Annotated in this window: 29 protein-coding genes; 5 read left to right on the forward strand and 24 right to left on the reverse strand. The window is 46.7% G+C overall.

The window, feature by feature from the left end; translation table 11 throughout:
- Positions 1 to 218 precede the first annotated feature (218 nt).
- From FC47_RS06130 to FC47_RS06200, 15 genes are all read right to left on the reverse strand, one after another.
- On the reverse strand, positions 219 to 932 hold the full coding sequence (locus FC47_RS06130) for a DivIVA domain-containing protein (protein ID WP_033934918.1): 714 nt from the start codon (positions 930 to 932) through the stop codon (positions 219 to 221).
- Between the two features lie 16 nt (positions 933 to 948).
- Complete coding sequence (locus tag FC47_RS06135) at positions 949 to 1,737, reverse strand: YlmH family RNA-binding protein (RefSeq protein WP_006499707.1); 789 nt, start codon at positions 1,735 to 1,737, stop codon at positions 949 to 951.
- 10 nt (positions 1,738 to 1,747) lie between these two features.
- A complete protein-coding gene (locus tag FC47_RS06140; protein ID WP_006499706.1) occupies positions 1,748 to 2,017 on the reverse strand; it encodes a YggT family protein in 270 nt (89 codons plus the stop codon).
- An 8-nt stretch (positions 2,018 to 2,025) separates the two neighbouring features.
- On the reverse strand, positions 2,026 to 2,469 hold the full coding sequence (locus FC47_RS06145; protein ID WP_006499705.1) for a cell division protein SepF: 444 nt from the start codon (positions 2,467 to 2,469) through the stop codon (positions 2,026 to 2,028).
- 76 nt (positions 2,470 to 2,545) lie between these two features.
- On the reverse strand, positions 2,546 to 3,880 hold the full coding sequence (gene ftsZ / locus FC47_RS06150) for a cell division protein FtsZ (protein ID WP_006499704.1): 1,335 nt from the start codon (positions 3,878 to 3,880) through the stop codon (positions 2,546 to 2,548).
- Positions 3,881 to 3,916: 36 nt separating this feature from the next.
- The gene (gene ftsA / locus FC47_RS06155; protein ID WP_033934922.1) at positions 3,917 to 5,296 is read right to left on the reverse strand and encodes a cell division protein FtsA; all 1,380 of its coding nucleotides are present in this window, start codon (positions 5,294 to 5,296) and stop codon (positions 3,917 to 3,919) included.
- Positions 5,297 to 5,431: 135 nt separating this feature from the next.
- On the reverse strand, positions 5,432 to 6,283 hold the full coding sequence (locus FC47_RS06160) for a cell division protein FtsQ/DivIB (protein WP_039945615.1): 852 nt from the start codon (positions 6,281 to 6,283) through the stop codon (positions 5,432 to 5,434).
- Between the two features lie 12 nt (positions 6,284 to 6,295).
- Positions 6,296 to 7,402, reverse strand: a complete 1,107-nt coding sequence (gene murG / locus FC47_RS06165; protein WP_056968406.1) for an undecaprenyldiphospho-muramoylpentapeptide beta-N-acetylglucosaminyltransferase — start codon at positions 7,400 to 7,402, stop codon at positions 6,296 to 6,298.
- The gene (gene murD / locus FC47_RS06170) at positions 7,402 to 8,778 is read right to left on the reverse strand and encodes a UDP-N-acetylmuramoyl-L-alanine--D-glutamate ligase (protein ID WP_056968407.1); all 1,377 of its coding nucleotides are present in this window, start codon (positions 8,776 to 8,778) and stop codon (positions 7,402 to 7,404) included. The genes murG and murD overlap by 1 nt, the downstream gene beginning before the upstream one ends.
- Positions 8,779 to 8,905: 127 nt before the next feature.
- A complete protein-coding gene (gene mraY, locus FC47_RS06175; RefSeq protein WP_033934926.1) occupies positions 8,906 to 9,865 on the reverse strand; it encodes a phospho-N-acetylmuramoyl-pentapeptide-transferase in 960 nt (319 codons plus the stop codon).
- A 32-nt stretch (positions 9,866 to 9,897) separates the two neighbouring features.
- Positions 9,898 to 12,042 carry a penicillin-binding transpeptidase domain-containing protein gene (locus FC47_RS06180; RefSeq protein ID WP_056968408.1) on the reverse strand — a complete coding sequence of 715 codons (2,145 nt, stop codon included), beginning with the start codon at positions 12,040 to 12,042 and terminating at the stop codon, positions 9,898 to 9,900.
- Entirely contained in the window at positions 12,042 to 12,413 is a 372-nt protein-coding gene (gene ftsL2 / locus FC47_RS06185) for a cell division protein FtsL (RefSeq protein ID WP_006499697.1), read from the reverse strand. Before ftsL2 ends, FC47_RS06180 begins: the two co-directional genes overlap by 1 nt.
- A 24-nt stretch (positions 12,414 to 12,437) precedes the next feature.
- The gene (gene rsmH, locus FC47_RS06190; RefSeq protein ID WP_006499696.1) at positions 12,438 to 13,382 is read right to left on the reverse strand and encodes a 16S rRNA (cytosine(1402)-N(4))-methyltransferase RsmH; all 945 of its coding nucleotides are present in this window, start codon (positions 13,380 to 13,382) and stop codon (positions 12,438 to 12,440) included.
- Positions 13,383 to 13,405: 23 nt separating this feature from the next.
- The gene (gene mraZ / locus FC47_RS06195; RefSeq protein WP_033934927.1) at positions 13,406 to 13,834 is read right to left on the reverse strand and encodes a division/cell wall cluster transcriptional repressor MraZ; all 429 of its coding nucleotides are present in this window, start codon (positions 13,832 to 13,834) and stop codon (positions 13,406 to 13,408) included.
- Positions 13,835 to 13,986: 152 nt separating this feature from the next.
- Positions 13,987 to 14,325 carry a hypothetical protein gene (locus tag FC47_RS06200; protein ID WP_056968409.1) on the reverse strand — a complete coding sequence of 113 codons (339 nt, stop codon included), beginning with the start codon at positions 14,323 to 14,325 and terminating at the stop codon, positions 13,987 to 13,989.
- A 122-nt stretch (positions 14,326 to 14,447) separates the two neighbouring features.
- On the opposite strand from FC47_RS06200, the gene FC47_RS10430 reads away from it, so the two are divergent.
- Complete coding sequence (locus tag FC47_RS10430; protein ID WP_006499693.1) at positions 14,448 to 14,564, forward strand: DUF4044 domain-containing protein; 117 nt, start codon at positions 14,448 to 14,450, stop codon at positions 14,562 to 14,564.
- An 82-nt stretch (positions 14,565 to 14,646) separates the two neighbouring features.
- Here FC47_RS10430 and FC47_RS06205 read toward each other — a convergent pair whose 3' ends face one another.
- From FC47_RS06205 to FC47_RS06215, 3 genes are all read right to left on the reverse strand, one after another.
- On the reverse strand, positions 14,647 to 17,013 hold the full coding sequence (locus FC47_RS06205) for an FtsK/SpoIIIE family DNA translocase (RefSeq protein ID WP_056968410.1): 2,367 nt from the start codon (positions 17,011 to 17,013) through the stop codon (positions 14,647 to 14,649).
- Positions 17,014 to 17,038: 25 nt separating this feature from the next.
- Positions 17,039 to 17,548 (reverse strand): tRNA (cytidine(34)-2'-O)-methyltransferase, encoded by a 510-nt coding sequence (locus FC47_RS06210; protein WP_006499691.1) that lies wholly within the window; start codon positions 17,546 to 17,548, stop codon positions 17,039 to 17,041.
- Between the two features lie 180 nt (positions 17,549 to 17,728).
- Positions 17,729 to 18,580, reverse strand: a complete 852-nt coding sequence (locus FC47_RS06215) for a methyltransferase domain-containing protein (protein ID WP_039945611.1) — start codon at positions 18,578 to 18,580, stop codon at positions 17,729 to 17,731.
- A gap of 93 nt (positions 18,581 to 18,673) precedes the next feature.
- Between FC47_RS06215 and FC47_RS06220 the strand changes: the two genes are divergently transcribed.
- Positions 18,674 to 19,705 carry a lactonase family protein gene (locus FC47_RS06220; protein ID WP_056968411.1) on the forward strand — a complete coding sequence of 344 codons (1,032 nt, stop codon included), beginning with the start codon at positions 18,674 to 18,676 and terminating at the stop codon, positions 19,703 to 19,705.
- Between the two features lie 50 nt (positions 19,706 to 19,755).
- Here the strand turns inward: FC47_RS06220 and FC47_RS06225 are convergent, their stop codons facing one another.
- The 3 genes from FC47_RS06225 to yjbM are packed head-to-tail and all read right to left on the reverse strand — an operon-like array spanning position 19,756 to position 22,130.
- Positions 19,756 to 20,646 (reverse strand): RluA family pseudouridine synthase, encoded by an 891-nt coding sequence (locus tag FC47_RS06225; RefSeq protein WP_056968412.1) that lies wholly within the window; start codon positions 20,644 to 20,646, stop codon positions 19,756 to 19,758.
- Positions 20,646 to 21,458: an NAD kinase gene (locus FC47_RS06230; protein ID WP_056968413.1), complete on the reverse strand. Its 813-nt coding sequence runs from the start codon at positions 21,456 to 21,458 to the stop codon at positions 20,646 to 20,648. Before FC47_RS06230 ends, FC47_RS06225 begins: the two co-directional genes overlap by 1 nt.
- A gap of 3 nt (positions 21,459 to 21,461) precedes the next feature.
- A complete protein-coding gene (yjbM, locus tag FC47_RS06235; protein ID WP_006499686.1) occupies positions 21,462 to 22,130 on the reverse strand; it encodes a GTP diphosphokinase in 669 nt (222 codons plus the stop codon).
- A gap of 252 nt (positions 22,131 to 22,382) precedes the next feature.
- On the opposite strand from yjbM, the gene FC47_RS06240 reads away from it, so the two are divergent.
- Complete coding sequence (locus FC47_RS06240; RefSeq protein ID WP_006499685.1) at positions 22,383 to 23,021, forward strand: DsbA family protein; 639 nt, start codon at positions 22,383 to 22,385, stop codon at positions 23,019 to 23,021.
- Here the strand turns inward: FC47_RS06240 and FC47_RS06245 are convergent.
- The 3 genes from FC47_RS06245 to spxA all read right to left on the reverse strand — a co-directional run bounded on the left by FC47_RS06245 (position 23,018) and on the right by spxA (position 25,440).
- On the reverse strand, positions 23,018 to 24,061 hold the full coding sequence (locus FC47_RS06245; protein ID WP_056968414.1) for a competence protein CoiA: 1,044 nt from the start codon (positions 24,059 to 24,061) through the stop codon (positions 23,018 to 23,020). The genes FC47_RS06240 and FC47_RS06245 overlap by 4 nt on opposite strands.
- A 96-nt stretch (positions 24,062 to 24,157) precedes the next feature.
- Positions 24,158 to 24,874, reverse strand: coding sequence for an adaptor protein MecA (locus FC47_RS06250; RefSeq protein WP_081036749.1), 717 nt, complete (start codon positions 24,872 to 24,874; stop codon positions 24,158 to 24,160).
- Between the two features lie 164 nt (positions 24,875 to 25,038).
- A complete protein-coding gene (spxA, locus tag FC47_RS06255; protein WP_033934933.1) occupies positions 25,039 to 25,440 on the reverse strand; it encodes a transcriptional regulator SpxA in 402 nt (133 codons plus the stop codon).
- 296 nt (positions 25,441 to 25,736) lie between these two features.
- On the opposite strand from spxA, the gene FC47_RS06260 reads away from it, so the two are divergent.
- Both FC47_RS06260 and FC47_RS10435 read left to right on the forward strand, forming a co-directional pair.
- Positions 25,737 to 26,228, forward strand: coding sequence for a hypothetical protein (locus FC47_RS06260; RefSeq protein ID WP_052088691.1), 492 nt, complete (start codon positions 25,737 to 25,739; stop codon positions 26,226 to 26,228).
- A gap of 215 nt (positions 26,229 to 26,443) precedes the next feature.
- Positions 26,444 to 26,584, forward strand: coding sequence for a transposase (locus FC47_RS10435; RefSeq protein ID WP_081036750.1), 141 nt, complete (start codon positions 26,444 to 26,446; stop codon positions 26,582 to 26,584).
- Positions 26,585 to 26,743: the final 159 nt, after the last annotated feature.

The raw sequence follows: 26,743 nt of genomic DNA on the forward strand, positions 1-26,743 counted from the left end.
CGTTTTCGTGGTACCACCCAAGTTCAAATCAGTTGTCTGATTCCTTAAGTCATTTGGTAACGGCAATGAGCCGGCCAATGCTACTGAGTTCGCATTGACGTTCAGAGATGATAGCTGCCCAGGCCTTAATTGCCAACCTCTCACCATTCGTTGGCTCGCTGAAATACGACGCTGGGGGCGTGATTCTCCTCAACAGTTTGTTCGCGATTAATTATCAACTAGTGTGCCGAACTGTCAGGAAAGACAACAACCGTCTCGCCATCATTTTTAGCAGCAGGCTTGGCCGCAGCTTTTTGATCCTGCTTTGGTGCCTGACTTTCCTGCGACTTTTCAGCAGCTGGTTGATCGATTGCTTGTGATTCTACACTGTTTGTCGAATGATTGTCAAGACTGCTTCCCAAAATCTTTTGAATTTCGTCATATTTGCTCAGATCGTCATTCGCCAACAGCTCATCCCAATCCTTGCTCTTAACGACTTCCAGCTGTGATTCCAGCATTACCTGCAGTCGCTGCCTGAAAATCCGTGTTTGTTTTTTAAGATCATTGGTTTCCGTAGTCAGTTTCCGCGTTTCATCGGCACTGTTTTCAACAACTTGATTTGCCTTGGCATTGGCTTCTGAAACAATATCGGTTGCCTGTTTTTGCGCCTCGCGAATCATGATTTCGGCTTCGCGTTTGGCATTGTTCTTAACCTTGTCGGCTGCTTCTTGCGCGACCAGAATCGACTTGTTCAAAGAATCCTTCAAGTCCGTGAAGTATTTTAGTTTTTCTTCATTGGCCTTGATAGTTTCCGTTAATTCATGATTCTTAGCCTGCAGTGCCTGAAACTCACTGGCCACTTGACGCAGAAATTCATTGACCTCGCTGGGATTATAGCCCCGCATTTTGTTGTCAAACTGCTTTTTGCTGATTTCTTCAACGGTTAACGTCATTTGCTTTTCCTCCAAACTAAGCATGCACCACTGACATGGCGACGCGAATCTTATTTTTTCTTGTAGTTCCTTGGATCTCATCAATCCGAATTCGACCTGCATGCCGTACTGAAAGCAGATCATGAGCAACCAGCGGATAATCGGGACGCATCTCAGTCTCCCAGTTTACCCGCGCATCGCCATGTTCAATCAGCTGCTTGGCACGGTTGCGTGAATAGTTAAAGCCGGCTGCAATCACAGCATCCAAGCGCATTGATGAAACCGTATCAGTCATGGTTTCCCAATCTTCTTGGGGCGTCACGATCATTTCTGGTTCAACCGGCTTCATTTTAACGTGGATCTTGCCAATCTGACCAACCTGCTGCCGCAGATAGTCGGTTAGACTGCGGCTGACTACTACTTGCCAGCGCATTCCCTCGTTGAGCACGTCACCAAATGATGAACGCACCAAGCCAGTGCCAATCAGTGTTCCCAAGATCTGCCGATGATGCAGCTCGGTGAATTTGGTTGGGTAGTCGATTTCAATCAGCTGCAGCTCAAAGTCAGTCTGCTGCGGCTCATAATAGCTGGGATAAAACAAGACCCGCTGCATCTCAGCATGCTCCCAGCCGCCATTGGCCCGCATTTTAACATCATCACGTCGATTGGTCAGCGTTTGAGCGATATAGACCTGGCGCGGATTCAAAAAATCAGTCAAAATCGGCCGGTATTGATCAGCGGCCATATTCAGCCAATCCTCAACCTGAGCAATCAAGGGCGCTTCATCAGGACGAAAATGCTGCTTAATGTTTTCTTCATCCGTCATTTTTCTGCTCCTAATAGCCTATTATTCTGGTCAGCATAATAATGCCATACTGTACCAGATAAAGCACGAATACGGCCACCACCGGCGCAAAACTGATCCCTCCCAGTGGCGGAATGTGTTCGTCAAAAAAACGCAGATACGGCTGAACCAGCTTAGTGAGCAATTCACCTAAACGGCTCTGCATTGCACCCGGAAACCAGGTTAAAAGACACCAGACAACAATCAGTAAAATGTAAGCATCAATAATTTTATTGATCAGCCATGCAAGATAAGCAACCATATTTCTCCTTAAAGTCGTTCACTGTTATTGGAATTAAGATCACCGGCCAGCTTACCGGCAACATCAACGTCACGTGGCACGCATAGAAAGATCTGCTCGCCAATCCGCTTAATTTCACCATCAATTGCATAGACGGCCCCATTTAAAAAGTCCACGACCTTGTTGGCAGCTTTGTTGTCCATCTGAGTGAAATTAACGATAACGGCATGATGACTCAGCAGCTCATCAACGATTTCCTTGGCCTCGCCATACAACCGCGGCTCAAACAGCATGATCTTGCCATTTTCAACCGGTGCTGGCTTAGCCGCAGCATGCTGTGCTCGATCAATCGGGACCACCTTTTTGCTGATGGCTGGCGTTACGGGAGCTGCTGGTGCGACCGGCTGCGGCTCGTAATCTTCAGTTTCTGATTCAGAGCCGATTCCAAAAAAGTTATTTAAAAAATTAGCCATTTTTGCTCCTCCTTTAATTCTGAGCTGAAGATACAGCAAAAGGGAGCGCCTTTATTCAGCTCCCCCAAATCACTAATTAATCATGACGACGGTTCTTGAAGAATGGTGGCATCGTCAGATTATCATCGTCTTGTTCGTCGGATGCAGCTACATCCCCATGAAAGACATTGAATTCTGGCTTTTTAACGTGATTGAACTCATCGTTTTGTTCACGCGTATCGGTTAAATGAGTGCCAGCGGTTGGATCATCCCAGCCAGCAAATGGATCCTGAGAAGCTGCTCGTTCACTCCGTTGATTTTCGACTGGACGTTCTTCTACAGGCTGTTCAGCAGGCTTGCTTTCAGAAACTGGCTTGGCCTCTGGTTCAACACGGGCAGCGTGCGTTTCACTGGCAGCTGGCGTGCTTACTGGCCGAGCAGCGGCTGCCTGTTGGCGCTGCTGTTTGGCCTTATCGATACCAGTAGCGATAACCGTTACGCGAACCTCATCGCCAAGCGTGTCATCCATGGCCATCCCAAAGGCAATATCAACATTGGTATTAGCAGCCTGACTGATGACGTTGGAAGCTTCCTGGGCTTCAAACATCGACAGATTCTTACCACCAGTAATGTTCATCAGGACATGTTCAGCCCCGTCAATCGATACTTCAAGCAGTGGTGAGGAAATGGCCTTCTTCGTGGCTTCGGCAGCCCGGTTTTCGCCTGTCGAAGAACCAATTCCCATCAAAGCAGAGCCCTGGTTTTCCATCGTATGACGAATGTCGGCAAAGTCCAGGTTGATGTAGCCAGGATTGGTAATCAGATCGGAAATCCCTTCTACACCTTGACGCAGAACGTTATCAGCCTCTTTAAAGGCTTCCATCATTGGCGTCTTCTTGTCAATCATTTCTAACAGTCGATTATTGGCAACGACGATCAGCGTATCAACGTTTTGCTTTAATTTTTCAAGTCCTTCGCTGGCCAATTTGGCACGGCGCTGACCTTCAAAGGTAAATGGACGCGTAACGACACCAACCGTCAGCGCACCAGAGTCCTTGGCAATCTTAGCAACGACTGGAGCAGCACCAGTCCCGGTACCACCACCCATGCCGGCAGTTACGAATACCATGTCAGCACCTTCAAGGGCTTTTGAAATTTCAGACTCGCTTTCTTGAGCAGCCTTGGAGCCGACTTCCGGATTAGAGCCGGCACCCAATCCTTTGGTCAGCTTGGGGCCTAATTGAATCTTGGTTTGGGCGTGTGAGGCATCCAATGCCTGCAGGTCAGTGTTGGCAACGATAAAATCAACGCCGGACACTTTATCATTGATCATTTGATTAACTGCGTTGCCGCCACCGCCGCCGACACCGATAACCTTGATCTTCGCACCCTCTAATTGCATTTGGTCAGTTTCATTAGTTAAATTGTCCATTCGTTGGTTCCTCCGTCACTTTAAAAGTTAGTCTAATTAGTCAAAGAAGTTCTCTAAGAAGCGCTTAATGCCACCCTTGCTCTTAGGCTTTTTGACGGGCTTTTCCGGCGTCATTGGCTCTTCTTTTGCTTGCTGAGGTTCTGACGAGGCATCAGGCATTGGTTTTTGATATGACTCTTGATAGTAGCTACGAGTCGTTTCCAGCTTGCGCGGCTGCTCGGCTTGATGAGGGCTCATAATCAAGGCACCTTGCTGAACGGTTTGCTTCAGCAGACGATCAATATCGTTTAGGTGATCCTCATACATTCCCAGAGCAATTGCCAGTGCAAAGCCAGGATGACGGACTCCCATCTGTTCAGGAACAAAAGTCTTTACATTGGTCGTAAAATATTCTTTGGCCAACTCAACCACACCAGGCAAGGCCGTCACGCCGCCAAGCAAAATGACGCCACCAGGCAGATTAGGCGCATGCACCTCTTTTAAACGATTGCTGATACGTTGGAAAATCTGCCGAATCCGAGCCTCGATGATTTCTGCCAGATACTTTTCAGAATATTCGACCGGCTGATTTTGACCAACGACATCAACTGCCAGCTGCACGTTTTCATCAGCCATGCGACTGTCGGCATAGCCATGATCTCGTTTGAGGCGCTCAGCATTGCGCATTGAGGTATTTAACACCGTCGAGATGTCGCGCGTTACTAATTGACCGCCTTCAGGATCAACATAGACAAACTTCAGCTGATGGTCGTGAATGATGCTGGCCGTAGTCTGACCGCCACCCATGTCGACGACCAGCGTACCAAAGTCCTGCTCGCCATCGTTGAGAAGGTTAAAGCCAGTGGCAATCGGTGAGACGACCAGATCTTGAATCTGCAGCCCCGCTTGTTCAACTGCCTTCTTAGTGTTGTGAACGATCGTCTTGGGGCCAGTATAAAGAGTAGCTGCCAATTCCAAGCGAACGCCAACCATTCCCCGTGGATCCTTAATTCCCTTAAAGCCATCGACCGTGAATTCTTGTGGAACCAGGTCAATGATTTCGCGTTCAGGCGGCAGATTCTGCGTCAGCGTTGACTGAGCAACGTCGATTACGTCTTGATTGACGATCTCACGCGACTGGCCTTGACTGGCGATCGTAATCATGCCATGAACGTGACCCATTTGCAGATAGTTGGCTGGCAGAGCAACGACGACCTTTTTGATGTCAATGCCCGACTTGGCCGCGGCCTCAGCAACCGCTCTTGAAATTGCCTGCGCCGTTTTGTCAATATCAACGATCACGCCACGATTCAGCCCAGCAGATGGTTGAACGCCAGTGCCTACGACTTTTAATTGTCCTTTTACGTTTTCGCATACCAATACTTTAATTAAAGTGGTTCCGATATCTAAGCCTACGTAGACTTGTGAATTTTCCATCTGCCTGGAACCCTCCTGTTTTCTAAAATTCAACCCGGATTCAGATTGTAGCCATAAACTGTACTAAATTTTACCACACTTAACACGATACAAAAAAGGTCCAAACCATGTTTATTTGGCGCTTGATCAACGAACCTACTCGTCTTTGGTGCCATATGAGTACGAGAAAGCCCCATATTGCAGATCAACTACGCCGTTTGCCTTCATTTTGGAGGCAATTGAAGGATAATAGCGCATTTTTTGATTCAGATTGTCAGAACGAACCAAAATCTCGTTGCCATCATTCATATAAATGCGCAGACGCTTAGTATCTGATGTCGTTGGGGCAAAGGTTACTTCTGAGATGCCACCCCGGATCGCGGCGGGAAGCCTGCCAATCTGACGGGCTGTCTGCTGCATGATCTTTTCATGATGCTCAAAACCGGCATAGCGGACAAAATTAGAGATTGAGCGATTCTTGACTGGAGTCAGCCGACCATTGCCAATCAGCAGCTGATTGACCCCATTATGCTCAATTACGCCAATAATCGGATATTCAGTGACCTTGATTTTGATCGACTGCGGTCCAGTTAGACTAACCTTGAGCGTTTTAACCTGCGGATTGGCTTTTTGGGCCGTCTGTTCAAGTTTTTTTTGCTGAAACAAGACTCGCCAGATCAGGGCTCCCTTTTTGATCTGGGCTGCCGATTCAACTTTAGCAGCCGACAGATCTTGATTGCCAGTTACCTGGATTTTTTTAATCTTGCTTAAAGGAGAAACGATATACAGGGCCAGCAGCATAATGATCAAAAAAGGAACCAAGATGCTGAGTACGCGCCGTGAGTTGTCAACGCGCTGTGCACGCTTGATACCCACGACACGACTGCCAATGCCCTGTTCTTGATAGCGACGACGACGATCAAAAGCCGCGGCACTCTGCGCTTCTAATTTGGCCAAACGTCGTGCATATCGCTGATGCTCTTGATTTCGTTCTTCGTCGCTTTTCATGTTGTTCCCCCTTTATTTTTGGTGATCGGCAATCGCTTTGTACAGAATCTTAATCAAGCGATCAGCTGCATCTGGACGGCCCATCTTTTTTGAGGCCTGTGCCATCTGATCACGGGCAGCCTGATCTTCCATTAGACGATCAGCTTGAACCAGCAGTGAGCGGCCATCAAGCTGATCTTCGGTAATCATGGCCGCGGCACCGTTTTTAACCAGCGCCATGGCATTTTTGACTTGGTGGTTGGCCGTTACGTAAGGACTTGGAATCAAAATCGTTGGAATGCCCAGTGCCGTAATCTCAGCAATCGTGGTTGCACCGGCTCTTGAGACCAGGCAGGCAACCTTAGGCATTTTAGCCGGCATATCCTCAATATAAGGAACGACCTTGACGTTTGATCCAACCTTAACGTCTTTAAGTGCCTCTTTAACCTGATCATAGCGCTTTTGACCCGTGGCAAAAACAACCTGATAATCGCGCTTGCTGAATTCAGGAATGGCCTGGACCACACTGGCATTGATCTTAGGTGCTCCTTGGCTGCCCCCAAAGATCATCAGAACCGGCTTGGCATCACTTAAGCCGTAGCTGGTCCAAGAAAAATCGGAATTCGCATTAGCGGCTGCCTGCTGCGCACGTGGATTGCCGCACATCGTAACCCTGGCTGCTGGGAACTGATCTCTGGCAGCATCAAAGGCAATGGCAATCTCATCAACGTAACGACTCAAAAATTTATTGGTAATACCGACAACGCTGTTTTGTTCATGGATAACCGTTGGTACGTGCAGTTTGGCTGCCGCATACAAAACGGCGCCGCTGACATAGCCACCCGTTCCTAAAACCACGTCCGGCTTAAATTCCCTAATAATTTTTTTGGCATCATGAACGGCTTTTAAAAACAGATAAGCCGTCTTAAAGTTTTCTAGCGACAATGAACGCTTAAAGCCCTGCGTATGCAAAACCTTTAGTTCAAGTCCTGCTGCTGGAACGATTTTGTTTTCCAGACCGCGATCAGTCCCGACATAAAGGACCTGGGTATCTGGCTCCACTTGCTTTAAGCGCTCAATCAACGCTAATGCTGGATAGATATGGCCACCGGTACCGCCACCGGATACGATGATTCTCATTAGTTCTGCTCCTTTTGTCCAGTCAATTCTTCAACCGCCTTGATAAATTTGTCGCCGCGTACTTCAAAGCTGGGGAACTGATCCCAGCTGGCATTGGCTGGCGAAAGCAAGATGACGTCACCAGGCTCGCTAAGTTTCCAAGCTTCTGGAACCGCCGTAATGGCATTTTCGGTTTCAACGATTTTGGCAATGCCAGCCTGCTCAGCAGCATCCTTCATCTGCTGCTTGCATTCACCAAAGACAATAATTGCCTTAACGTGTTTCTTGAAATATGGTACCAGACGCTCAAACGTATAGCCACGATCCAAGCCACCTGCAAGCAGAATTACCGGCTGCTCAAAGCCCTGCAGTGCAACTTCAGTGGCTTCGATATCAGTCGACTTGGAATCATTGTAAAAACGCCGCCCTTGATAGTCCATTACGTACTGCAGGCGATGACGCACTCCAGAAAAAGTCGTCAACACGGCAACGATATCCTCATTGGAAACGCCGCTCAGCTTAGCCGCGGCAATTGCTGCCAGTGCATTTTCAACGTTTTGCGGTCCAATCAGTCGAATATCCTTGGCTGCCATGATTGCTTCATCCCGCCAATAAATCATGCCATCTTGCTCATAGGCTCCCTCATGGCTCTTGTTAAGCCGGGAGAACGGAATAATCGTTGCATTGGAGCGTCGCGCAACTGCCTGCCATTCATCACGATCCCAGTTGATGATCAGGTAGTCATCCTTGGTTTGGTTGCGCGTAATGTTGAGCTTGGCATTGATATAGTTTTCCCGATTTTTGTGATAGTCGAGGTGATTGGCAAAAATATTGGTAATAACGGCAATATGGGGATGAATCGTTGGCGCGCCCAGCAGCTGAAAACTGGACAGCTCCGCGACGATCGTATCATCGGCTCCCATCTTTTCAGCAGTCTTGCTGAATGACACGCCGATATTGCCTGCATAGGCGGTCTGGTGCAGATTGCTCTTGGCAACCATTTTTTCAATCAAAGTCGTGGTCGTGGTCTTTCCATTGCTGCCCGTAACTGCAATCAGATGACCCGCAAAAATCTCGCTGGCCAGTTCAGCTTCAGTAATGATTGGCGTTTTTTGGGCCATGAATTTTTGAACCAGCGGCACATCATAAGGGATTCCAGGATTTTTAATGACGACATCAAAGTCCTCATCAGCCAGCCATAAAGGATTCTCACCCGTAATTACCTCAATGCCGTCTGCTTTAAGATCAGCTACGACCGCCGGATCCTCAGGCGTCTTTTGATCATTGGCTACCACCTGGGCTCCCAGCTTGACCAGCAGATGCGCAGCGTTAATGCCACTAATGCCAAACCCCAATACTAATGCCTTTTTGCCTTGATACTTCGTTACTTGTCGCACGAAAATTCACCTCGTATTTTCATCAATTATAAAAGCAAAAATTATTTTACCTAGTCTTTAATCATAAAAATAATCATAGACCACTTATACTGATTTATATTTAAAGTTATCGTTAAAAACCAGCTGACTATTCAAACAGCATGATCGTACCAATCGTCAGGATCGAAAACAGCAGCGTAACGCTCCAAAAGACGATATCAATCTTCCATTCACTCCAGCCCTTCATTTCAAAACTGTGGTGAATCGGCGTCATCGGAAAGATTCGATGACCGGTTGTCTTAAAGGCTGCTACCTGCAGAATCACGCTCAAGGTCTCGGCAACATAGATGATCCCAATAAACAAAAGCGACCATTCATGATGAAGAAGCAGCGCAACGGCAGCCAACGATCCCCCAATTGCCAAAGAACCCATGTCACCCATGAAGATTTTAGCCGGTTTGTGATTATAAGGGAAAAAGCCGGCCAAAGCCCCCACCATTGCCAGACAGAACAAAGCAACCTCATATTGACGCTGCATAACTGCCAAGAACAGGTAAGCTAAAAAGGATACGATACCGCAGCCAGTTACCAAGCCATCCAAGCCATCAGTCAGGTTTACGGCATTGGAGAAGCCAACCATCCAGAAAATAATAAACAAGCCATAAAACCAACCGATCTGTGAGCTGCCAAAACCCATTTGAAAGCCTTCATGCTGATAGATTACCGTAAAGATCATGGCAGCAACAATTTGGCAAAGTGCTTTTTGCCATGGCTTAAAGCCCTCATTTTGATGATTAAAGATTTTGATCGAGTCATCCCACATGCCAATCAATCCATAAACCACCAAAACAAACAGCAAAGCCCACATCGTATTGGTTAAGACTCCTTGCCAGACTGCAACCCACAAGCAGGTTACCAAAGCGGCAATGATAAACAAAAGCCCGCCCATTGTCGGCGTCCCGGCTTTTTTAGCATGCCAGGTCGGACCTTCTTCCCGAATCTGCTGTCCTTCTTTTTTGGCCCGAAAATAGCGAATCAAAGACGGCATCAGCAAGAACGTAATTAAAAACGAGCTGAGCAGCGTCAAAATGACAACTAATATACTCATAATATCCTCCTAGAATCAATTCTCATATGATTTTATTTTGCCTTGTAGCGGACCTGCAAGGCATCTCCCTCTTTAAGGACCGTGTTGGCCTTGATGCTTTGTGAAACGGCATAGCCACCACCAGTCGATTTTAATTTAAGCCCTAGCAACTGAGCAAAACGGCTGACATCGGCCTGTGACCAGCCAGAGATATCCGGCATCGTAACCTGCCCGCCCGTCAGCAGAAAGACGCGCTCATTGATAATCACGCTGCTGCCTTTAGTGGCCGACTGCTTTTTGACTTTTTTGCCATTTCCTAAAACAACCACGTTCAGTTTCTTGTTCTGCAGCTTTTTTTGCGCATCAGCCGCACTCAATCCAACAACATTTGGCAGCTTGACGACGCCCTGGTGCTTAGAATCCTTAGCCGCTGCCCGGTCCAAAAGCTGCTTGGTGACTGGATTGACTACCTCGGCCATGTACTGCTCGGCGGCTTTGGTAATGTGCTGCGGCTGTTTCATCGTAATATAGACGACGTATTTTGGATTTTTAGCTGGTGCCATCCCGACAAAAGAGTACAGATAGTTGGTGCTCCCGGTTTCATAACCATGCGAGCTGCCGATCTGGGCCGTCCCAGTCTTCCCAGCAATCCGATAGCCGCTGATCTTATATACTTGACCAGTCCCATTCTTGTTATAGATGACGCCCTGCATATAATGGAGCACCTTTTTTGCCGTTGCCTGGCTGACTGGATGACCAATCGTTTGCGGTTTGGTTTTTTCAAGCGTCTTTCCATCACTGGCTACGATTTTTTTTATGAAGTAGGGCTTGACCATTGTGCCATTATTGGCAATAGCTGAAAAAGCCTGCATCATCTGCATTACGTTGACGGTAATCCCCTGACCAAATGCCGTGTTGGCCTGTTCCAGCGTCCCCTTATAGCTGGTATAGCCTTTGGACTCACCGCTCATGCCGTAGACGCCAACATTTTTCAGCAGACCGAACTTTTGGATGTACTTTTTCCAGGTAGCTGATCCCATGTCCTGTTCAATGTGGGCAAAGGCAACGTTACTGGAACGATAAAATCCTTCCTTATATGTAATATTGCCCCAGCCAGCCGTATTCCAGTCAGTGATCTTACCGCCGCCAAGCTCCCAGGTCCCCGACTTGTACACGGCCTCGGGGTTAAAGTTGCCAGAATCAATCGCCGCCGCCAGTGCTAAAACCTTCATCGTTGATCCCGGCTCATAGGTATCTTGTACCAAGGCATTGCGCCAGACCGGGGTTGATGAATTGACATTAGGCCGCTGCGTTGCTGCCAGGATCTTGCCGGTCTTGGCCTCCATAACCACGGCAGTCATCGAACTGGCCTGTGTTTCTTTTTCAGCTTTGGTAATTAAAGTCTCAAGCTGCTGCTGCGTTCGATTGTCCAAAGTCGTATAGACGTCGGCACCATCTTTGGCGGGGCGGCCCTTTACCTGACTGTCAGCCAGCTGATAGCCATAGACGTCCTGCTTGATTTCCTTTAGGCCGTTGATACCGGTCAGGTTCTTATTGAAATAGCTTTCCAATCCCAGTCGCCCAACCAGCTTGGTCTGACCCGTCTTGTCATTGGTCTTGGCAGTAGCCAGACCAATCAATTGACTGGCAAATTCACCGGCCGGATATTGACGAGCAGGCGTTGACGTAAACTGCAGTCCCGTAACGTGCTGAGCCTTGATTTTTTTCATCGTGCTGACTGAAATACCGCTGCCAGCCGGACCGAACTCAACCTGGTAAACGTTCTTGCGCTTTGGCGACATGATCGACAAGGCCTTTTTTTCCGTGATATCCAGATACTTAGCCAAGACCTTAGCTGCTTTTTTCTTATTGGTTACGTAATTAGGCTTTCCCTTGGCAGTCAAACTTTGATGACTCAAGACCGCTGTTACGGTATAGGTTTTGGTATCCTGAGCCAGTGCATTGCCCTGCGCGTCATAGATCGTACCTCTTTTGGCCTCAATAATTCGTTTCGAGGTGTACATTCGACTGGCCATCGTCTGTAAATTTCGATTTTGGACATCCTTGGTCGTTGCAATGACAAAAAAACGAACGACAAACAGAACAAAAATACAGAAAAATGTTAGGAATAATGCGATACCGAACATTTTGCGATTTTTTTGATTCTTTCCAATCGTTCGTTGTTGTTGGTTTTTCATTACTTATTAACGTTCCTTACGCTTGAATTCGCATCCGTGAGGCCATATTTCTGCGCAATCTGCTCCAATCGCGCTTGACTGGTCAGCGTAGTAACTTCCTGCTGATCGCTGACATTTTGCTGTTTAACATTGGCTACCTGCATTTGCAGATTCTGCAGACGGTGCTGCTGCTTAACGACTGACAGCTGGGTAGTTACGACCATGATCATCATCGAAAATGCAATGAGAGCGCCAAAGATCATCAAAATCTTTTCAAACGGCGAAAACGGCAAGCGATGCTGATGAGACTTTACTTGTGGCGTCGGCTGATTAGGGCGCGGCGTCAATTGAGGCGTTGGTTGATTTAATTTTCTTGCCGCATTTGAGGCCATATAAAACACGTTCCTTACTGATTTCTACTTAGTTTTTTCAATAATCCGCAGTTTGGCACTGTGTGAACGATGGTTGTCGCGCAGTTCCATATCGCTTGGCAGGATTGGCTTTTTATTTACCAATTTAAAGCTGGGTTCCATGTCCGGTGGAACTACTGGCAATCCTGGCGGTAATTCTGGCAGTGATGCCTGTTCTTTAAACATTGTCTTGACCAATCGATCTTCCAGTGACTGAAAGGTAATCACACTGATGCGGCCACCAACGTTAAGCATCTCAAACGCCTGCTCCAATGAGTCCTCCAAGGCGCCCAGCTCATCATTGACCGCAATGCGAATCGCTTGAAAGCTCTTTTTGGCCGGATGTCCGCCGTGCCGCCGAGCTGCCGCTGGGATTGCATTTTTAACGACTTCAGCCAGTTCAAGCGTGGTCTTAATCGGAGCCTGTTTGCGCTGTCGTTCGATTGCCCGCGCGATCTGCTTGGCAAACTTTTCTTCGCCATAGCGGTGCAGAATCTTGACCAGACGTTCATATGGCCATTCATTAACGATTTCCATAGCTGAAAGCGACTGGCTCTGATCCATGCGCATATCCAGCAATGCATCGTGCTGATAGCTAAAACCACGCTTGGCATCGTCAAACTGTGGCGAAGAAACGCCAAGATCATAGACGATGCCATCAATCTTCGTTACGCCCTGCGCATTCAAAGCCGATTTTAAATGGCGGAAATTGTTCTTAATAAAGGTTTCTTGGCCAGCCTTTAAGTACGGCTTAAGATGCTCCTGATTATAGTCAATTGCAGTCTGATCTTGATCAAACGAGTACAGATGTCCTGTCGTAAGCTGTTTTAAGATTGCCTCACTGTGACCGCCACCACCAAGCGTTGCATCAACGTAAATGCCAGTTGGCTTAATGTTTAAACCAGCCACTGCTTCGTTAAGCAGCACCGTAACGTGGTTGAATTCAGTCATTAATATACCTCCTTTCTGACAAGCTACAGATCGAAGTCAAGATCCTCGGCAATCTGATCAAAATCTGCAGCCGTATCATCCATATACCGCTGCCAGCGTTCTGTATCCCAGATTTCCAAATGTTCTGATACTCCAACGATCGTGCACTGTTTATTTAAAGCAGCATGCTGTCGCAGTGCTATTGGCAAATTGATCCGTCCTTGCTTATCGAACTGGCATTCGGTCGCGGCAGCATACAAAAAACGCACGAAAGCTCGTGCATTGCGTTTTGTCATTGATAACGACTTTAATTTTGTTTCCAATTCATGCCAGACACTCAGCGGATAACCAGTCAAACAGCCATCCAAGCCACGAGTAACGACGAATCCGTCTCCCAGTTGCGAACGAAATTTGGCGGGGATGATCAGACGACCCTTATCGTCAATCGTATGTTCATATTCACCCATGAACATACTAATCCCCCCTTTTGGACCAATGTTACAGATACAGTCTACCACAATCCCCCACTTCTCACCATGGATTTTAATAATTTTGTACAGCCTAAAAAAGCCGCTGTCCCATGAAGCGAGACAACGGCTTTGAAACCCTAAACATATCTTCTTTGCTAAACGACCGGCAGATATGATCCGGCTAAAGAAACCAAGAAAGCTGCAACTGATACGACCAGCGTTACGCGCCAAAAAGCCGGCCAATACTGTCGATAGATGAACTGATGCGCGGCCGCCAGCTGTAAAAAGATCAGGCCGATACTCAGCAGCATCCAAACAATCAACACGTAGCAGTACCAATAAAACCCCAGATTCCAAAAGCTCAAGACCATCAGCAGCATGGCCCAAAGCCAGGTACTACGCTGCTTGGGCAGTTTAAACAGCTTAATAGTTAACCGTTCCAGCATACCATAGCCAATCAAGATAATGAATTCCATGATCAGTTGTCTTATCATTCAAACTGCCTCCGCAAAATTTAGTCAAGTCTCATTCTATCACAGATCAACAACAGATTTGAATTTGAGTGCTAAGATGTGTAAACTGATAAGGATAAATTGAAAGGCGGGATTAGTTACCGATGCAACGCAAGAAAAAGACCCGATTCCAAAAAATTACTATGGTGGCCGTTTGGCTGATGCTGATCGCAATGCTGGGCTCCTTGATTTTAGGGGCCGTTGCTTCACTCGGCTTCTAGCTGATCGGTATAAATATAAAGAGGTTTTGGCCAAACAGCTAAAACCTCTTTTTTGCTAGATTAAATTTTAAGCAGCTTAGCCCTATTGCGCCGGCAAGTCTGGTTTCTTATAGACTTCACGCGGTTTAGAGCCATTAGCTGGACCGATATAGCCACGCTGCTCCATGTCATCAATAATTCGCGCCGCTCGATTATAGCCAATGCGGAAACGACGCTGAATCAGCGAGGTTGAAGCTTTTTGCTCTTGGGCAACAAACTGCAGCGCTTCGCCAAACAGCTCATCTTCATCTTCTTTTTGTTCTTCTTGCTGCATCTCAGCATCGCTAACCATCATCTGATCATCATACTCTGCTGGCCGCTCATTTTTGATGAAATCAACGACTGCCTCAACGTCATGATCAGAAATAAAGGCGCCTTGAATTCGAATCGGCTTGTTTTGATCGATTGGCTCAAACAGCATGTCGCCCCGGCCAAGCAGCTTTTCAGCTCCATTGGTGTCAATAATCGTTCGCGAATCGACCCCACTGGAGACCGCAAATGCAATTCGCGAGGGAACGTTGGCCTTGATCAAGCCGGTAATGACATCAACGCTGGGCCGCTGGGTTGCCAAAATCATGTGAATGCCGGCGGCCCGCCCCATTTGCGCAATTCGCACGATGGCATCCTCAACGTCTTTAGAAACAGTCATCATCAAATCAGCCAATTCATCAACGATTACCAGAATCAATGGCATTGTCGGCTGCTGTTCATTCGGATCGGTATGATTTTGATTTTCTTTTTCAACCATTCGATTATAGCCATCCAGATTGCGGACGCCTAAAGCAGCAAACAGCTCATAGCGCCGTTCCATTTCACCAACTACCTTGCCTAATGCCCGAGCCGCTTTTTTCGGTTCGGAAACCACTGGACTGAGCAGATGCGGAATCCCGTTATACACGCTTAGCTCTACTTTCTTAGGATCAATCATCAGCATCTTGACCTGACTGGGCTTAGCCTTTAACAGGATGCTGGTGATGATCACGTTAATGGCAACCGACTTGCCGCTCCCGGTTGCTCCGGCAATCAGCAAGTGCGGCATCTTAGTCAGATCAGCCGTCATTACCTGACCAGTAACCGTGCGACCAAGCGGCACGTCAAGCGGTCGATCATCATGGGGAGCAGCTTCGATCATATCACGAAAGCCTACCGTGGCAATCTGCTGATTAGGCACCTCAATCCCGATCAATGACTTGCCAGGAATCGGTGCTTCAATTCGAATATCCTTGGCAGCCAGCGCCAAGGCCAGGTCATCAGCCAGATTCGTAATCCGACTGACCTTAACTCCTACGGCTGGACGCAGCTCATATTTAGTTACGGAAGGTCCCAGGTTCACGTTTTCAACCGTGGCATCGACACCAAACGATTTTAACGTATCCTGCAGTTTTTGCGTATTGGACTTAATCGAATCAAGATCAGCGCTTTGATCCGTTGGCTTCACTTTGGTTAAAAGATCCAGCGGCGGGAATTGATAGTCCTGATCCTCTTTGGCTTCAACCCGATTCAAGGACAGTTCAACATCGGTCTGATCCTTGGCATTCAATGATGCTGGCCGCTCATTTTCGCTGGCTACGGTAATGCGGGGCGCGCGGCTTTGCTGATCAGGTGCAGCGGTTTTATCAGCCGCTGATTGACCAATTTCAAATTCTGGCAGTTCTCGTGATTGCTGCTCACGCTTCCGTTCAGCATGCGGCGTTGGCAGATCATTTTCATCGCTCGGCACTGCCATTGGCTCTTTTGGCTGACGTTGCCGACGCTCTGCTTGCCGAGCCTGCCGATCAGCATTTAATTGATGGAAGCGTTCTTTAAGCTGCTTTAGCATTTGGGCAATCGCCAAACGCAGCTTTTGCACCGGCAGATCAAAAAAGACCACAACGCCGATAATCATCAGCAAAACAGCCGCTGCCTTGGTTCCAGTACTGCCAAGCAGATACCCGCTGCCAGAATATAACGCTGCCCCCAACATACCGCCGCCAATCGGCATACTGGAATCATCATTTAAGACTGCCGCAGTTACGCTGCTCCAGGTCTGATTCCAAAAATCGCTGTGGCGGCCTAATTGATCAAACATCCGCGCATGCAGCATCAATAAGAGTCCCAGATAAAAAATCAGCATTCCCCAGACCCAGCGTTTTCTAAAGCGCGGCCATTGAGCATAGATCGTCAGTCCCAGACTGTACAGGATTACGATTGCCATTAACAATGGATAGCTTTGACCAACCAAAACCTTAAAAATATCCTGCACGCCAGCACCTAAAATTCCCAGTTTAAACAGACCGGTCAGCGTTAAAAGAATGATGGCCAGGCCGCTTAAGCTGCGAATAGCTCGCTCGTCACGCGCTGGTTTTCTTGATCGCCGCTTGGCAGCCGTTTTATTAGAACGGCGACGGGTCGTATTGTTTTTGCGGGCCATGCAATTCCTCCTTTTACCTTACCGATTATTTCAGCTTATCGTCCGAATAGCGATGCACACGGGCTAATTTAGGAAATCCTTGTTGACGAAGCGCTTCATAAATAACAATCGCCGCGCTGTTGGAAAGGTTAAGCGCACGAATGTTGTTGTCGTCTTGCGGAATCCGAATACAGTTTTGCGGATAGCGTCGCATAAACGGTTCCGGCAAGCCGGTCGTTTCCTTGCCAAACAAAAAATAGTGGTCGCCAGGCAAACGGTAGTCAACTTCAGTATAGTCGCGTTCGGCAAACTTCGAAACCAGATACAGCTGGTCAAGGTTAGGCACCGTTGCCATAAAATCAAGCAGATCCTCATGATAGACAACCTTAACCTTGTCCCAGTAATCCAGACCGGCACGCTTCATATGCTTGTCATCCGTTGAAAAACCAAGGGGCTTGATCAAATGCAAAACAGTGTCGGTTCCGGCGCAGGTTCTGGCAATATTGCCGGTATTAGCTGGAAACAAGGGTTCAAACAGCACAATATGATTAGTCATAGTCAGTCTTCTCTCTCCTAAAAAAGGCAATAAAAAAAGCAGGGTCTCGGTGTGGGCACGGCGAAACGCTGCTTTAATGAAGTACTCTTTGACCAATGCCAACGATTAAATCGATGTCCTCAGTCAAACGATTTCTATAAGATAATATACTACCATCACTTAAAAAAAACAATTAATTAATCAAATTTTTTTACCGATTAACAAGCTGACGTCAACGGTAACTTGTTTTAATGATGATAAATCGCTTTCATCAAGCTGTTTCGCATTCCGGCCCCAATGCAGCGGCGACATCTCTACCAAATCCTCAGCCAGCCCCAGCGGAATCTCAAACTGATATTGAAGCGGTACGATCCTGGCCTGCTGGTAATGCTGCATAAAACGCTCGACTACTGGTGTATTGTCGTAGGCAGCATGCTGATCGTTTTGATCGTATAAAAGGTGACGCAGCTCGATCAGGTAGTTGGCGTTGGGAATGATTTTTAAAAGCTGCCCCCCTGGCTTGAGGATCCGATCGAATTCTTGATAATCAGATGGTGAAAAAAGCTCCATCACCTGATCAAACGACTCGTCCGCAAACGGCAGCCGGCGCAGATCCGCTACGCAAAAGAACAGCTTGCCTGGCAGCTGAGTGGCTAATTGCACGCCGGCCTTTGAAATGTCAAAACCAATGGCAGCATCATTTTGATTCCGCAAAGTCTCTAATTGAAAAAGCGGCGTTCCTTCACCCGTGCCAACGTCTAAAATCGTCTGCGGCTGGTCTGGCATCACGGCATTGATCTGTTTAAGCATTGGCAGGAAAAGTCCTGCGCTCAGCATGCGGCGTCTGGCTTCAAACATCGCCCGATCATAGTCGGTACCATTGCCATTATTCAAAAAATAAAGATAGCCATGCTTGTTAAAATCAATGGCATGCCCCTGCTTGCAGACCAGACTGTTTTCAAAAACGCCCTTGATTGGTGCCTGACAGACTGAGCAGCGAAAAAGCCGTCGATGCTCATTGACCCATTGTTTCTTAATTACGATTTTTTTCATTGATGATCCTTTCAATTTGCTCATAATTTCTCAATTCTAAGCGAACAGTTTCTGCTATTATATAGGTGTACATTTTTAAAGGAGGGCTTCGTTTTGACTGAAGACTTTTTAATTGGAACCTACACCAGTAAATCCAGCCGTGGCATTTACGGCGTAACCTTAGACACGGAAAAAGAAGAATTGACCAACGTTCGCCTGGTGGCTGCTTCCGGCAAGCCAGCCTACCTGCAGTACGGTGAACAAAAGCGGCTGTACGCCTTAAAGCAGGATGGTGAGCGTGGCGGCGTAGCTTCATACGATCTGTCCGGCGACAAGGCTGAACTGATCGATGCCAAATTGGAAAAGGGACCTACCCCTGCCTATATTGGCGTTGATGACCAGCGTCACTTGTTGTTCTCCGCCAATTACCATACCGGCGAACTCAAGGTCTTTAAGATTGCCGCTGATGGCAAGCTGACCCAAACTGATTCCGTCGTTCATCAAGGAGCAACCGGCCCCCAACCAGAACAGGATGCGCCACACGTTCACTATATCGATTTAACACCGGACAATCGTCTTATCGTCTGCGACCTGGGAATGGATCTGGTCGTTGTCTATGACGTATCCGATGAAGGCAAGCTCACGGCTGCATCCCGCTACCAGTTCGAACCCGGCTTTGGTACGCGTCACCTGGTCTTCCATCCAAATGGCAAGATCGTCTATGTGCTGGGTGAATTAAGCAGCAAGCTGGCCGTAATGCGCTACAACGCTGCTGACGCTTCCTTGACTCACCTGCAGACCATCAAGACCATTCCGGCTGACTGGACCGCTCATAACGGAGCCGCAGCCATTCACATTTCTGCTGATGGTCGATTTGTCTACACTTCCAACCGTGGTGAAAATACCATTGCAGTTTTTGCCGTCCAGCCAGACTTTACGGTTGCCCACGTTCAATCCATCAATACAGAAGGCGATTTTCCACGCGACTTTGAATTGAGCCATGACGACGCCTACCTGGTAGGTTCAAATCAAAATAGCGATAACCTGACGCTTTACAAACGCGATGCTCAATCTGGCCTGCTGACGCTGCTGCAAAAAGACGTGGCTTGTCCAGAACCAGTCTGTGTCAAGCGCTGGCCTAAATAACTGCTGACAATTCAATAAATAAACGGGGTGCTTAATCAGCGTCCCGTTTTTTATTGCGTCATTTTTTCAATTACGGCAGTCATGTCGCTTGGAATTGGTGCTTTTAGCTCAATCTGCCGGTTTAAAAATGGGCTATAGAAGCTCAGCCACTGACAGTGCAGTGCCTGCCGAGCCATTACGTCTGGTCCGCCATACATGGCATCGCCCAACAGCGGATGACCAAGATAGCTGAAGTGAACGCGAATCTGGTGAGTACGCCCGGTATGCAACCGAATCTTGACGATCGAGGCATTCAAGCCCGGATATTTCAGCCAATACTCGGTAACGGCCGCTTTACCATCCGAACCGACTTGACGCTGAACAAACGATTCTGGATCACGCTGGATCGGTGCATCGATATAGCCATGCCTGGTTGCCACCTGCCCACTGACTAAAGCAACGTATTCCTTTTTTACTAAATGCCGCTTGAGCTGATTATCCAAGACGGCATGAGCAAAACGATGCTTAGGAAAGATCACCAGGCCGCTGGTGTCTTTATCCAGACGCGTGGCGACATGAGTTACCTGATTTTCATAGCCTTGTTTTTGATAATAGTATTTAACGCGATTGACCAAGCTGTCTTGTTCGGCAACGTTATGAGCCGGTACTGTTGCCACGCCGGCAGCTTTGTTGATCACCAAAAAATCCCGATCTTCATAAACGATATCAAATGGTTTGGAACAGATCGGAACATGATCATTAGGTACTTCTGGCGGCAGATCAATAGCAAAACGGTCACCCGGCTCAACCAGATCGACGGCCCATTTCACCTCATGATTGATCGTCATCTGACCACCATGAAAGATGGCTGCTTTGATCAATGAACTGGTAACGCCCTGCTGTTTGAGTGCCGAACGCAGCTTGATCGGCTTTTCTCCGGTATAGACCCAGGAAAACTCCATTATTGGATGCCTCCAATAAACGAATCCTTAACGCGGTCCCAGAAGTTGGTATGCCGGTACTTGGCAAAACGAATCACTTTGTCGGATACGCGATAGGACACATCGACCAACCGATGCGACTGCGAATCCATCATTATCTGATCGCGATCGCAGCTGAGCACCGTCCCGGAATCATCAGGCAGCCGCAGCGTCAGTTTGGTATCTGAGCCAAAAACGACCGGCGAGCCCAGCGTTCGAAAAACCCGGTTGTTTAACGAGGCCATCTCACCCAGCTGGAAACCGATAATGCGCGAATCCAAAATTGCGCCGCCAACTGATTTATTATAGGCCGTTGATCCAGTCGGTGTTGAAATGACCAGTCCATCACCGCGAAAACGCTCAAACAGCTGATTATTGATGTATACGTCGCAAACCATGGTCTTGACGATATTGCGCAGCGTTGATTCATTCAGCGCCACGCGTCGTTCAATCTCACCATCATCATAAGTAGCACTCATTTCCAGCAATGGATAGCTGACGGATTGACCACTGTCGTTTTGCAGACTTTCGACCAGATCCTCGACCTCAAAATTACGCCAATCGGTATAAAAACCCAGGTGTCCAGTATGAATACCAACAAAACGAATCGTCGACAAGCGATCCTCATAGTGATGAAATGCCGAAATCAGCGTGCCATCGCCGCCAATCGTGATAACGACATCTGGCTGCTGATCATCATAGGTAATTGCCGTTTCCTCTTCCAGACGATTCAGCAACAGTTTGCGTACGCGCAATGACTCCGGCGATTCATAGTTAAAAATGGCTACCCGCATTGGTTAATCCGCTCCTTTTTTATCTTCCAGCGATGAGTTCAGCAGTTCATCAGGTGCTTGCTTGCGGCCAAACAGCGTCTGTGCCTCTTGAATTTCTTCTCTGATCTCAGACATCTCCTCATCCAGCTTAAAAGCAGCCTCTGCCGCCCGCTGCAGACGATCAGAAAGTTCTTTAGGAAACGCACCTTGATATTTGTAGTTTAATGAATGCTCAATCGTCGCCCAGAAATTCATCGCCAGCGTTCGTACCTGGATCTCAGCCAAAACCTTTTTTTCACCGGTAACCAGCTGAACGGGATACTCGATCACGATATGATAAGATCGATAACCGCTTGGCTTAACGTTGGTTACGTAATCACGCTCTTCTAGAATCGTCATGTCATTGCGCTGACGCAGCAGGTCAACGACTTGATAGATATCTTCGACAAACTGACACATGATTCGCAAGCCAGCAATATCTTGCATGTCTTGCTCCAGGCGTTCTTCCAGGACATGCCGCCGCACCATTTTTTCTTTAATACTGTCAACCGGCTTAACACGGCCAGTAACGAATTCAATCGGTGAATGCTGATCTTGATCTTGGAATTGTTTACGCATCCCCCGCAGCTTGACTTTTAATTCATTGACTGCTTGTTGATAAGGTAATAAAAAATGCTGCCAATCTTCAATCATTGCAATCCCACTTCCTTGACAATCTCTGTTTATTTTATCATAGTTTCGTAATGACTTAACTAAAGACTGCCTGGTTCAACTGAAAAACAAGTGTAGTATTTTCACAGATATCGTAACTGATTAGCTAAATGATTGCTTCAAATTATTTTATGTAAATTCATCCAAAACAGATCGCTTTACATCGTGCTCATTCTTTGTAAAAATAGCATTGTTCAATAACCGATAATTCTGCAACGAACAGGAGGAGCGGCTGTGCTCGAAATTCATCTTTTTGTTAATCCATTAGGCATGCGCTGTTTTCGCTGCGAACAGGATGTTTTGCGCATTGACCAGCAATTGCGCACTAAAGTCAACTATCAATTTATTCCGCTGTTTAATATGGACACGATTCAGCAGACTATGAAGCTTTATCATCTCAACGATCATGATCTCAATGTTCGGCAGCAGACTTCGGCTACGCTTTACCAGATTATCTTGGATTATAAAGCAGCACTGTTTCAAGGACGCAAGCGTGGCCGACATTATCTGTTGCGGCTGCAATCTGCGCTGATCAATGAAGGAGCTGATTATTCAGAAGCCCTTGCCCAAAAGATTGCTCAACAGGCGCAGCTTGATTTGGACATGTTTTGGGAAGATCGTAAATCAGAACTGGCAATCAAAGCATTCAAAAAGGATCAATACATGGCTGATGAAATGGGCGTTACCCAAACTGCCACTGCAGTCGTTTTTGATTCCGAACAGCCTGTCTATGGATATATGATCAACAACTTTGACTATGAATCGCTGATCGAATCATACCGTAATCATCAGTTTTGCCTGCAGCAGACTCCCGAAGAATTTGCGCAAAGCTTTAATGATAAGCATCATCAATCAACGCTGCGGATTCTTTAGCTGGCTGCCAATTTTTCCAAGTAGGCCAGCTTGCGTTCATAGCTGCTGAACCATCGCGGCGGCTGAATCAATTCAACGACCTGCTGCTGGTAGCGGATCACGCCAGCCAGATTCAGCTCTTGGGTATAGCAGGCCAGGCTTCGATGACGAACCTGCTCGACTTGAAGATCACTCAGACATGGCAAAGGAAGCCAATTGGCACTTTGATTTAAAAAGTCATACCAGGCTGGCCAATTCCAACATTGATGCGCGGCACACTGCTCAAGCCTTAAAATAACCGATATGCGCCATTCTAATGGGGTCTCATTCATCAAGCTCCATTGAAAATGCGTATCATGAGCAACCAAGGGACAGGTGCTGATTGCTCCGTGACCCATTAGATAGGTCTGATTGGCTAATTCACAAAGCCGCGGCGTTGCCAAGCGAATCTGTCGCTGCAGCTGCTGAGTCTGCCAAATTAAAATCTGCCAGACATCTTGACGACTTTTTCCCGATTTGGGGCCAAAAAGCCGTCTTTTTTGATAGTCAGGCTGCTGTCGTTTTAAATTCCAAAATGGTAAGATCAGCTGCTGATGATGCCATTGTAAAAACTGAGCTGCTTTTCCCGGCTGCAGCCGATGCGCATAGGTTGGACCCAAAAACCAGCGATAGGCAATTCCCAGCCGCTCGTATCCTTGATTGCGTTCAATCAGCCGCGTCAAGCCAAGCGGACTGCACTGAAACTCAATGGCTGCCCACTGATCATTAATCTTGGTCAATATGTCTGGGCGCTGCTTGATTGTCGGTAAATAAACCTCAGAATAGCTCGGCCAGCCTTGCTGATTCAGCCACCTGCCAATCTGCTGCTTACCCAACTGATGAATAGCGGTTTCATTGGCATCACATCTGCTTTGGGCATAATGCGCAAAATAGGGACGATGATCGGTTCCCTGACATAAATGAACTTTTTGACCACAGTCCGGACACCGATACGTTCGCTGCGCTTTTTTAGCTTCAGTTTGGGCCCAAACCGGTTGACCATTCCACAAAGCGGTCTGCATAATTACACCTCCACTTTGCTATATGCCAAAAAACTGTAATTGTTATTAAAAAAGCTGAGTCATTGAAATGTCCAATGACTCAGCTTTTCAATTTAACTATTCAAAATACGTTCGCACCAGTTCTAGGGCAGCCTGTTTCATTAATGGCTTACCGTGTTCTAAAATGACGTCGGGCATCAGATTGGTTTTTTGACCATACTCATATGCCAAAGCCAGCTGATCCTTCAACTGACTCGCTGACAGTGAGCCATCATCAATAAACGTCAAGAGCAGGTAGTCATTGTTCCGATAACGATAAAGATCGGATACCGCATTGATGTTGTCACGTGCTGATTTAGCCAGGGCTACCAGATCCTCAAAATCATCAATCCTTAAGACACAAACGTTTTTTTCAATGTCTGGATTATCAATGGCAGCTTCTGGCTCATCACCTGCGGACACATTATTTTCTTGATTATGATCTGGATGCGATTCCTGACGATCTCTGCCAACCAGCTCTTTTTTTATCAAGTTGGTAATCTGGTCTTGATCCAATGGCGGCTGACCAGCGGGCGTACCTTTTTTTAGGCTGGCAGGATCCGTTTTGGTAATATAAAGCTCTAAACCATCTTGTTGGGGACGAACTTGGAACGTAACCAGATCATTATCCTGAAATTGATGATCAGCATCGACTTCTTCTAAAATACTGTAAAAAAAGTCTTCAATCTGTTGATTATGATTCAGCAAATCAAGTACGGTAATACCGCGCTCATTTAGATCTTCATTATTGAGCAGCACGCGAATCGTATTTTCGTTAATGCGTTTCATTTCCATATGCATCGCGCCCCCTTTGATTCGCTAATTTTTCATACGGTCGCTCCGGCTTTGATTCAAGCTTAAAAAGCCGAACGATATTAAACGTCTAGTTTTCATTATAGCATTCTTTTTCCGATAACAGTTCGATAAAAAAATAAAGGCGACGAAAAATCGCCACCCCTTTAGTTCAAGTTTGCTTTTCGACGTGCTTCAGCCAGCTCCAATGCTCGGACTTCACGTGGCAGGAACCGACGAATCTCATCTTCGTTATATCCAATCTGCAATCTTTTATCATCCATAATGATTGGTCGTCTTAACAGGCCTGGATTTTTACGAATCAAATCATAAAGCTCGGTCATTGACATCTCATCTAGATTAATGTTTAAACTTTGATAAGCTTTCGAACGTTTTGAAATGATGTCTTCAGTACCGTTTTCAGTCATTCGTAAAATGTTTTTTACCTCGTCCATACTCAGAGGTTCAGAAAAAATGTTGCGCTCGGTGAAAGGAATGCCATGCTCCTTCAACCAGGCCCGCGCCTTACGGCAAGATGTGCAACTTGGAGACGTATATAGTGTAACCATTTGTTGGGCCTCCTTTAAATCAAAAACATGTTTAACCTTGATCACTCCATAAATAATTATAACTTATTTTAGAATGATTTTGAACCACTGTCAGTAATTTTCTTGACTTTTTGTAAGTGGAATTGAAAATGACGTCTGGTTTGCTCATCAACAATTATTAAACTACCATCGCGAACGATACATTTATTGATATAATGGGCATCATTGATTAATTAGTTGCGCTTTCCAACTCGTTATTCCCAATTAATGTTAATGAGCGGTATAATTGAGACAATTAAGATAAGGAGGAGACAATCATGCTATCACAAATTAGTTTTACTTTTGGCTCAATGCCAGTTCTGCTTGAAATCATTAAAAAGCACCCAGATCGTGACTTCCGGCTGCTGCAGGCAACTGGTGACAACAGCAAGCTGGCTCTATTTGACCTATCAGGTAAACCAACCATCTTTAACAGTCCAATTACCTTAGAGACTTTATACAGTGTTGGTAATGACAAGTTCAAAGGAATTCTTCATTTTGAATCATTTGAGCTCGGCACTGAAGATAAGAACCTGCTGCGCAAACAGGCAAAAATTGCTCTTGATAGTGCTGACCATTCTAAAATGACGACTGGCTATATGTTCTCACGTCCTGATCAAACCAATGCAACTATTTTGATAACGACTTGGACAAATGCAGTTGCCATTGATGACTGGACCAGCAGTACCGACTTTGCACCGCTCGCCGGATACATGGATCACAGTCCGCGCAGCGTTTACTACTATGAGGATTATCGTCCAGCTGAATAGAAAAAGTGCAATGCAGTTCAATGCATTGCACTTTTGTTTTACCTAGAAATCTGAATTTGCAATAATTGCAATCACCCAAATATCCTGACTTTACGTGGGTTTACGAAACCTATCAGGGGCTTCAGTCGGCGCAATGTTGACAAGTTTAACAGTGCCATTTTTGCCTATGAGAACACCAAAACCGCGATGGATCAAACCTTCACTCCGCCCATTATATCGCCAACAATGCCAAATACGACTATTCCAACGGGCTACTGAAAGGCATCAATCGAAAAATCAAAAACTTAAAACACAGCTGTTGTGGCTTCCGCAATTTTGAAAATCTATTGCGGCGCATTGACTGTATCCGTTCCTAAAAAATTCTCCACTTCATTTTTGAAGCAGGGAATTGATCTTCACCAATACGATTTGACAAAGACTTAAAGTACCAAGTTTTCTCACGAGCTTTGCCAACAAAAAAACATGTTGCCGAAACAGCAACATGTTCAATCATACGGTCCGTACGAGACTCGAAC

It is taken from the genome of Limosilactobacillus mucosae DSM 13345 (genome assembly GCF_001436025.1).
Lineage (GTDB): Bacteria > Bacillota > Bacilli > Lactobacillales > Lactobacillaceae > Limosilactobacillus > Limosilactobacillus mucosae.

Coding starts and splice junctions, on each gene's coding strand:
- FC47_RS06260 (WP_052088691.1), top strand. CDS start 25,737: ATGCTATCACAAATTAGTTTTACTTTTGGCTCAATGCCAGTTCTGCTT.
- yjbM (WP_006499686.1), bottom strand. CDS start 22,130: ATGATTGAAGATTGGCAGCATTTTTTATTACCTTATCAACAAGCAGTC.
- FC47_RS06130 (WP_033934918.1), bottom strand. CDS start 932: ATGACGTTAACCGTTGAAGAAATCAGCAAAAAGCAGTTTGACAACAAA.
- FC47_RS06200 (WP_056968409.1), bottom strand. CDS start 14,325: ATGATAAGACAACTGATCATGGAATTCATTATCTTGATTGGCTATGGT.
- FC47_RS06135 (WP_006499707.1), bottom strand. CDS start 1,737: ATGACGGATGAAGAAAACATTAAGCAGCATTTTCGTCCTGATGAAGCG.
- FC47_RS06140 (WP_006499706.1), bottom strand. CDS start 2,017: ATGGTTGCTTATCTTGCATGGCTGATCAATAAAATTATTGATGCTTAC.
- FC47_RS06210 (WP_006499691.1), bottom strand. CDS start 17,548: ATGACTAATCATATTGTGCTGTTTGAACCCTTGTTTCCAGCTAATACC.
- FC47_RS06160 (WP_039945615.1), bottom strand. CDS start 6,283: ATGAAAAGCGACGAAGAACGAAATCAAGAGCATCAGCGATATGCACGA.
- FC47_RS06245 (WP_056968414.1), bottom strand. CDS start 24,061: ATGCAGACCGCTTTGTGGAATGGTCAACCGGTTTGGGCCCAAACTGAA.
- murG (WP_056968406.1), bottom strand. CDS start 7,402: ATGAGAATCATCGTATCCGGTGGCGGTACCGGTGGCCATATCTATCCA.
- ftsL2 (WP_006499697.1), bottom strand. CDS start 12,413: ATGGCCTCAAATGCGGCAAGAAAATTAAATCAACCAACGCCTCAATTG.
- mraY (WP_033934926.1), bottom strand. CDS start 9,865: ATGAGTATATTAGTTGTCATTTTGACGCTGCTCAGCTCGTTTTTAATT.
- FC47_RS10430 (WP_006499693.1), top strand. CDS start 14,448: ATGCAACGCAAGAAAAAGACCCGATTCCAAAAAATTACTATGGTGGCC.
- FC47_RS06145 (WP_006499705.1), bottom strand. CDS start 2,469: ATGGCTAATTTTTTAAATAACTTTTTTGGAATCGGCTCTGAATCAGAA.
- ftsZ (WP_006499704.1), bottom strand. CDS start 3,880: ATGGACAATTTAACTAATGAAACTGACCAAATGCAATTAGAGGGTGCG.
- FC47_RS06180 (WP_056968408.1), bottom strand. CDS start 12,042: ATGAAAAACCAACAACAACGAACGATTGGAAAGAATCAAAAAAATCGC.
- FC47_RS06215 (WP_039945611.1), bottom strand. CDS start 18,580: ATGAAAAAAATCGTAATTAAGAAACAATGGGTCAATGAGCATCGACGG.
- FC47_RS06205 (WP_056968410.1), bottom strand. CDS start 17,013: ATGGCCCGCAAAAACAATACGACCCGTCGCCGTTCTAATAAAACGGCT.
- spxA (WP_033934933.1), bottom strand. CDS start 25,440: ATGGTTACACTATATACGTCTCCAAGTTGCACATCTTGCCGTAAGGCG.
- rsmH (WP_006499696.1), bottom strand. CDS start 13,382: ATGACTGAATTCAACCACGTTACGGTGCTGCTTAACGAAGCAGTGGCT.
- FC47_RS06225 (WP_056968412.1), bottom strand. CDS start 20,646: ATGGAGTTTTCCTGGGTCTATACCGGAGAAAAGCCGATCAAGCTGCGT.
- ftsA (WP_033934922.1), bottom strand. CDS start 5,296: ATGGAAAATTCACAAGTCTACGTAGGCTTAGATATCGGAACCACTTTA.
- FC47_RS06230 (WP_056968413.1), bottom strand. CDS start 21,458: ATGCGGGTAGCCATTTTTAACTATGAATCGCCGGAGTCATTGCGCGTA.
- FC47_RS06250 (WP_081036749.1), bottom strand. CDS start 24,874: ATGGAAATGAAACGCATTAACGAAAATACGATTCGCGTGCTGCTCAAT.
- mraZ (WP_033934927.1), bottom strand. CDS start 13,834: ATGTTCATGGGTGAATATGAACATACGATTGACGATAAGGGTCGTCTG.